At 55.0% G+C, this 5340-nt stretch carries 5 protein-coding genes; 1 reads left to right on the top strand and 4 read right to left on the bottom strand.

Annotation, left to right across the window (positions count from 1 at the left end):
• Positions 1-383 precede the first annotated feature (383 nt).
• The 4 genes from ACE418_RS13200 to ACE418_RS13215 are packed head-to-tail and all read right to left on the bottom strand — an operon-like array spanning position 384 to position 3502.
• Complete coding sequence (locus ACE418_RS13200; RefSeq protein WP_416451040.1) at positions 384-1199, bottom strand: Cof-type HAD-IIB family hydrolase; 816 nt, start codon at positions 1197-1199, stop codon at positions 384-386.
• The gene (locus tag ACE418_RS13205; RefSeq protein ID WP_416451041.1) at positions 1196-2548 is read right to left on the bottom strand and encodes an MATE family efflux transporter; all 1353 of its coding nucleotides are present in this window, start codon (positions 2546-2548) and stop codon (positions 1196-1198) included. Before ACE418_RS13205 ends, ACE418_RS13200 begins: the two co-directional genes overlap by 4 nt.
• Before the next feature lie 3 nt (positions 2549-2551).
• Complete coding sequence (locus tag ACE418_RS13210) at positions 2552-3037, bottom strand: hypothetical protein (RefSeq protein ID WP_416451042.1); 486 nt, start codon at positions 3035-3037, stop codon at positions 2552-2554.
• A 12-nt stretch (positions 3038-3049) separates the two neighbouring features.
• Positions 3050-3502: an RrF2 family transcriptional regulator gene (locus tag ACE418_RS13215; protein ID WP_416451043.1), complete on the bottom strand. Its 453-nt coding sequence runs from the start codon at positions 3500-3502 to the stop codon at positions 3050-3052.
• A gap of 156 nt (positions 3503-3658) precedes the next feature.
• Here ACE418_RS13215 and ACE418_RS13220 point away from each other — a divergent pair, with 156 nt between their 5' ends.
• Complete coding sequence (locus tag ACE418_RS13220) at positions 3659-5263, top strand: peptide chain release factor 3 (protein ID WP_302511682.1); 1605 nt, start codon at positions 3659-3661, stop codon at positions 5261-5263.
• Positions 5264-5340 lie beyond the last annotated feature (77 nt).

The following is a 5340-nucleotide window of genomic DNA, read 5'->3' on the forward strand; positions in this document are numbered from 1 at the left end:
GGGACAAGAAACATGTGCCTGTCTAAAAACAAGGGATATAAACTTTTAAAAATGTCCTTGACAAAGGGTACAGTTTAATCCATCGCGATGAACGATGAACTACGAACGAAAAACTTTTAAGTTGAAGGGCCTCGCATGATGGCAAAAACCTTCGTGCGACAGCCCCTTTTAAGTTGTTAGTGACTAGTGGTTAGTTGTTAGTGGATGGCTTTAGATTTAAAAGCCCATTGGCTCTCTTTGTAGGAGAGCTGTCAGCACAGCTGACTGGGAAGTTCAACCTCTCCGGTCCTGCGGGCCACCTCTCCTATTAGGAGAGGCTTGCGGCCTGCGACCTGCGGACCGCGGCCTGCGCAGTTCAGTTTCTTACGAGCCACGAACCACGCTCACAACACATACTTCTCGATGGCTTCGGCGACGGCGCCTTCGTTGTTGGTGGCGTCGGTGACGACGTCGCAGTACTTTCGGATGACGGGGTTGAGGTTATGGACGCCGACGGAAAGGCCGGCGGCTTTCAGCATGTCGATGTCGTTGATATTGTCGCCAATGGCCATGGTTTCTTCATGGGCTATGCCGAGGATATCTGCCAATTTCCACAGGCCCGTCCCTTTGTTGACGCCTTTGTGCATGAATTCGATATAACGGTTGCTGGAGAAACTGACCGTAATGTCGTCCAGCAAGGGACGGATTTCGGCATGTATCTGCTGCAAATAGTCGTAATCCGTATTAGTCACGATGAGCTTGCAGACTTCCTCTTTGCCGCGAATGAAATCGAGGTTCTCCGCCTCGACGGGCACGTAGCCCATGCGGCCATGAAGGAAGGCTTCTTCATCGGGCGTAATATTCGTGATGTAGACGACATCACGCGTATAGATATGCATACATTGGCCGTAAGCACAGCAGCGGCGGAAAATCCGGTCGGCCAGGTTGAAAGGAATCGGATCCCAGAAGAGGGAGCGGCTGCCCTTATTTTCCGTAATATTGGCCCCGTTAAAGCCGATGACGTACTGGTCCGCCTGGTCGTAGAGGCCCAGGGTCCTCAGGATGCCTTCGATGGAGCGGAAGCCCCGGCCCGTACAGGGAACGAATTTCACGCCTTTGGCAATAGCCGCCGTAATGGCTTCGATATTGCGCTGGCAAATCGTCGCGTCGCTGCTGAGCAGCGTTTCATCCATATCACAAGCAATGATTTTATACTTCATGTCGTCTCCTTTTCTATCGTAACGGCTGGGGCATAGTGGTCGTAAATCTTCCAGGCTGCAAGCGCTGCCAGACATTCAAAGATCCAGAAAGCGTGCCACACGCTGTCCGGACCATAAGCACGGCAGAGGAGCCACGCCGCTGGCAGGCTGATGACGACGTAACGCAGCAGGGTGATGGCAAAGGACGGATTGCCCTTCCCCAGCCCCTCCAGGGCACCAGACGCCGTAATGGACAAGGCCGACGGCACGAACCCCCAGGCAATGATGGTCAGGGCCGACGCGCCGGCTGCGATGGTTTCCTCACGAGAGGTAAACCAGCTCATGAGGACATCCGGTACGGCCAGACAGATGACCAGGCCCGCCGCCATGAACAGTCCGTTTAGGACCAGCGTCGTCCGGTAGATGCGGCGCACGCGGCCCAATTCCCCAGCCCCGTAATTATAGCCGATCAGCGGCCGCACACCTTGAATGATACCATTTGTCGGCATAGAAAGAAAGGTCTGGAGCTTATAATAGACGCCGAGGATGAAAATATAAGTCGGTGAAAAAGGCGCCAGGAGATGGTTCAGGGCGACGAGGAAGACCGACGACAAGCCCATGTTGAAGGCCGCCGGAATACCGATGCCATAGAGGCGCTTATCGAGTTCGATATCCCAATGGAGATGGCGGCGGCAAACTTCCACCCGCAGCGGCCGCCAGTGGCAGACAAAAGCGTAGAAGAGGAGATTCACCGTCTGGCCCAGGCCCGTCGCCCAGGCTGCGCCTTCAATCCCCATGGCCGGAATCGGTCCCAGGCCAAAGATGAGGATCGGGTCGCCGATGATATTGACCAGGCAGCCCAGAGATAAGCCGGCCATAGTGACCTGCATGCGTCCGACGGCCTGGAACATCTTTTCATAGACCAAGTCGACGCTGAGGATCGTAGAAAAGGTAAAGACGATGACCGCATAGCGCAGGCCCAAATTGATGAGTCCCGCGTCCTGCGTAAAGGCACGTAAAAAAGCCGGCACAGCCCAGATACAGCCGGCCGTCATGACCAGGCCATGGACGACAGCCAGGAAGACGCCGTGTGTCGCGGCCACATCGGCCGTCCCTTTCTGTCCGGCGCCGAGGCAGATAGAAATGATGGCATTGAGGCCGACGCCGAAGCCGATGCAGACGGCATTGATGAAGTTCTGCATGGGAAAGACCAGGGACACAGCCGTCATAGCCTGTTCGCTGATCATGGCAACGAACAGGCTGTCGACAATATTATAGAGCGAATTGACGATCATCGACACGACGGCCGGCAGAGCCATGGATGCGATGAGCGGCAAAATCGCCCGTTCTTTCATAAAGGATTCGTCCATACGTCACCTTCTGCGGCGGTCGCGCAGCCAGCGCCAGAGGGCGGCGGCGATTTTGATGACCAGGTAGAAGAGGAAGATATTCACTAACAGGCCGAGGATATCGGCGCCCCAGCCCAGGGACCCCCAGCCGAAGAGATGGCTGAGCATACTGCCCAGGAACATGCCGCCGGCAAAGAGGCCGATGCCGCGCATGACGCTGCCCAGGCGGGACGAAGAAGACGTCCGGCTGGTATTGGCCTGAGCCGTTTCGGCTTTGCGCGCCTGGGTCTGACCGTTCGGTTTCGTATTGCCCAGGCTGGGCGCTGTATTTTTCGTCGTTTCCGCTTTCGGAGTCACGGTCTTCGGCGCCGGTGCCGGCAGCGACTTGGGCGCCGATACACGGGCACCGCCGCCTCCTTTAGCGGCTTGAACGAAAGACGGGACCGCCGGCAGGGCCAGGGCCGTCCACAAAGCAAAGACACAAACGGCGATAAAAGTCGTTTTTTTCATAACCAGGCTCCTTTATAACAAATGCTGCGATGTATCCGACCGCTTCAAAGCGCCCGGTCCCCCATGGGGAAACATGATATCATATAGATTCAGCGTCGACAGGTAAGCAGCCAGCTTGCCCTGTACGCTGGCCAGGGCTTCGTGGACGTCACAGATGCCGTAGCGGTGATGGTACGGGCACTGGAAACCGCCGTCCAGGCAGCTGGTGATCATATTTTCCCGTTCCATGACGTTGATGATGTCCATAAGGGTAATGTTGTGCAGATCCCGCGTCAAGCGGCATCCCCCCTGGGCGCCGCGAATGATTTCGATGAAGCCGGCCCGTTCCAGTTTCTTGGAAATCTTGTAGGCGAATTGCCGGGGTACGAGCTGTTCGTCACTGATTTCCCGTATATTTTTCAGCTGTAAATCAGCCAGGGATCGTAAAATGCGGATAGCATAGTCTGTTTCTCTGGTAATAATCACGATGTAAGACGCTCCTTCTCATTCTGTATAGTTTAAGTCTATTATAACGTGAAATGACAAGAAATGCCAGTCGTAAATGCCTTGCGGTTCCCAGAAAAACCCGATATAATAAATAGTGTTTGCATGTTTTAGCTTTAACTACAGATGAGGTGTACTATGTCATTAATCGATGAAGTAAATAATCGCCGTACTTTTGCCATCATCTCCCACCCGGATGCCGGCAAGACGACGTTGACTGAAAAATTACTGCTCTACGGAGGTGCCATCCACCTAGCCGGTTCCGTCAAGGCCCGCAAGACGGCAAAGCACGCCGTTTCAGACTGGATGGAAATCGAAAAACAGCGTGGTATCTCCGTCACCAGTTCGGTCCTTCAGTTCGACTATGAAGGCCATCATATCAATATCCTCGACACGCCGGGCCATCAGGACTTCAGTGAAGATACGTACCGGACCCTCATGGCTGCCGACAGCGCGGTCATGCTCATCGACGTCGCCAAAGGCGTCGAAGCCCAGACCAAGAAGCTCTTCCGCGTCTGTAAAGAACGGGGCATCCCCATCTTCACCTTCGTCAACAAGATCGACCACTTCGGCCGCAACCCCTTCGACCTCATGGACGAAATCGAAGACATCCTGGGCATCCACGCCTACCCCATGAACTGGCCTATCGGCCTGAATGGCAATTACCAGGGTATCTATGACCGGGCTTCGTCGTCCATTGAACTCTTTGAAAAAGACACGACCCACGGCCAGCGCAAACTGGCATCGACCAAGGGTTCGGCAGACGACCCGATTTTCAAAGAACTCCTCGACGAAGACGTCCACCAGGGCCTCATCGACGACATCGAACTCCTCGATGAAGCCGGCGACGAATTCGACATGGAAAAGGTCAAGCGCGGCGAACTGACGCCGATGTTCTTCGGCTCGGCCATGACCAATTTCGGCGTCAAGCCTTTCCTGGAAGAGTTCCTGCGCATGGCTCCGAAACCGCAGCCGCGCAAATGCCTGGAAGGCGTCGTCGACCCGACATCGGACCAGTTCACGTCGTTCGTTTTCAAGATTCAGGCCAACATGAACCCGCAGCACCATGACCGCATCGTCTTCATGCGCATCTGCTCGGGCAAGTTTGAAAAAGGCATGACCGTCACCCACCGCCAGTCCGGCAAGACACTGCGCCTCATGCAGCCCCAGCAGTTCCTGGCAACGGAACGGACCATCGTCGAAGATGCCTACCCGGGAGACATCATCGGTGTCTTCGATAACGGCACCATGGGCGTCGGCGACACCCTCTATTCGGGCAAGAAGAAAGTCACGTTCAAGGACTTCCCGACTTTCCCGCCGGAACTCTTCGCCCGCATCCGCGCCAAGGACTCGATGAAGCGCAAGCAGTTCCTCAAGGGCATGACCCAGCTGGCCCAGGAAGGGGCCGTCCAGATTTATGAAAACCTGGGCTCCATGGAAAGCTACATCGTCGGTGCCGTCGGGCAACTCCAGTTCGAAGTCCTGGAATACCGCTTGAAGCACGAATACGGCGTCGACCTGGAAATGAACCGTCTGCCTTACACGGTAGCCCGCTGGATTCAGACCAACGGCCACGACTACAAGGAATTGAAGAACATCGACAGCGCCATGATCGTCAAAGACCATAAACAGCGCGTCGTCCTGCTCATCGCCAACGAATGGCAGACCAACTGGATCGTCGAACGGAATCCGGAATTCACGTTCTGCACTACACCGGACCAGTTGAAAATAGAAGAAGAGTAGAAAAAAGGGGCTGTCGCATTAAGCCATTTTGGCTTCGTGCGACAGCTCTCTTTTTTTGCTCTATTTCATCTTTCTAT

This window comes from Megasphaera jansseni, assembly GCF_047974155.1.
In the GTDB taxonomy this organism is placed as follows: domain Bacteria; phylum Bacillota; class Negativicutes; order Veillonellales; family Megasphaeraceae; genus Megasphaera.